The 1,799-nt window shown below is 71.8% G+C and carries 2 protein-coding genes; both read right to left on the reverse strand.

The genetic code is table 11. The features are described 5' to 3' along the window. Window positions 1-509: 509 nt before the first annotated feature. A complete protein-coding gene (locus B0E53_RS38280) occupies window positions 510-647 on the reverse strand; it encodes a hypothetical protein (protein WP_165823299.1) in 138 nt (45 codons plus the stop codon). Window positions 648-868: 221 nt separating this feature from the next. Then, a partial coding sequence (locus B0E53_RS36180) for a dihydrolipoamide acetyltransferase family protein (protein ID WP_146167964.1) occupies window positions 869-1,799 on the reverse strand: 931 nt, incomplete at its 5' end.

Consider the following 1,799-nt stretch of genomic DNA (forward strand, 5'->3'; position numbering starts at 1 on the left):
GGCCGACCGGCCGGCGGGGGCGGGGCCCAGCCGAGGTCGGGTGCGCCGTACCCGTTGTCCTGCTGCGCCGGGCGGTCGCCGTACGGCACCGGTCCGCCGGCGCCCGGCGACACCTCGCCCGGCTCCTGGCCAGGGCGGTGCGGGGCCTCGGACGTCATGGGTGCGCCTCCTCCATCACATGTCGGCCGCCGATATGCCGATCGGGACCGTCGGCATGGCTGCCGGCGTCGCCGGCAGGTACCGGCCGTGCGGGCTCCCCGCACCGTATCCGGTGGCCGCCCGGAGGCGCCCGGGGGAGCACCGGCCGTCACCGAACGTCACCGGACGACATCGATCGGTTGCTCTCGGGGCGATCGGTCCGGGGGCGGGCGGTTGGCGACCGAGACCCACCGTACCGGGCGCTGCGGCGAGGTGGAATCCCGGTGCCAATCGACGTGAAACGCCGAAGACCCGCCCGGTGCGCCCCGGGCGGGTCTTCGAACTGGAGGAGGTGAGGAAGTTGGGGAGCGTCAGCTCATGTGACGCTGGGCGATGGCGAGAAGCTCCTCGCGGACCGCGGGCGAGTTGGCGGAACGCAGCGCGTGCTCGATGGCACGGGCGCGGCGGTTGGCGTCGCGGCGGTTGCGGATTCGCTCGATCATGCTCATCTGGGTCTCTCCTCCTGGCTATTCGGTTGTCAGCCCCTTGATGTCTCTATTGAACCGCAGAACGCCGCCAACTTCCATCGATTATTAGGTGAGCTGAACCACGTACCTAAGGATCGTAGGTCAAGTGCCCTCACGGGCCGAGGTTTCGTTCCCAACGGCAACGGCCGGTGTGCCGGGCGTCAACCCCTGGCACACCGGCCGTTGCCTGATGCGGTGGACCGTCAGGTCCAGGCGAGCAGCGCCGCCTCCGGGTCGGCCAGGAAGTCCCCGATGTCGCGGAGGAACTTCGAGCCGAGCTCACCGTCGATGATCCGGTGGTCGAAGGAGAGGCCCAGGGTGGTGACCAGGCGCGGCTTGACCTTGCCCTTGTGCACCCAGGGCAGCTCCCGGACCGCGCCGAAGGCGAGGATCGCGGACTCGCCCGGGGGCAGGATCGGCGTACCGGTGTCGACGCCGAAGACGCCGACGTTGGTGATGGTCAGCGTGCCGCCGGACATGTCGGCCGGCGAGGTCTTCCCCGCCTTGGCCGTTTGCACGAGGTCGGTCATCGCGTCCGCCAGCTCGCGCAGCGAGAGCCGGCCGGCGTCCTTGATGTTCGGCACGATCAGGCCGCGCTCGGTGGCCGCCGCGATGCCCAGGTTCACGTAGTCCTTGACCACGATCTCGTCGCCGGCCCAGGTCGAATTGACCATCGGGTGGCGCTTGACCGCCAGCAGCACCGCCTTGGCGACCAGCAGCAGCGGCGAGACGCGTACGTCCCGCCACTCGCGCCGCTCGCGGAGCCGGTCCAGCGCCTTCATCGCCCGGGTCATGTCGACGGTCAGGAACTCCGTGACGTGCGGGGCGGTGAACGCCGAGCGGGACATGTTCTCCGCGGTGAGCTTGCGTACCCCCTTGACGGGGATGCGCTGCTCGCGGTCGGCGCCGAAGCTCGCGGCGGCCGTGACCGGCGCCGCGACCGTCAGCGGCTCGGCCGCCGCCGGGGCCGCCGCCGCCCGCTGTACGTCCTCCCGGGTGATCGAGCCCAGCGGGCCCGACCCGGTCAGTGCGGCGAGGTCGACGCCGAGGTCCTTGGCGAGCTTGCGGACCGGCGGCTTGGCCAGCACCGGGCCGCCGGCCGGCCGGCCGTTGCCGTTCAGCGCGGGCGCCGGG

The sequence above is a fragment of the Micromonospora sp. MH33 genome (assembly GCF_003013775.1).
Taxonomy (GTDB): Bacteria; Actinomycetota; Actinomycetes; order Mycobacteriales; family Micromonosporaceae; genus Micromonospora; species Micromonospora fulviviridis.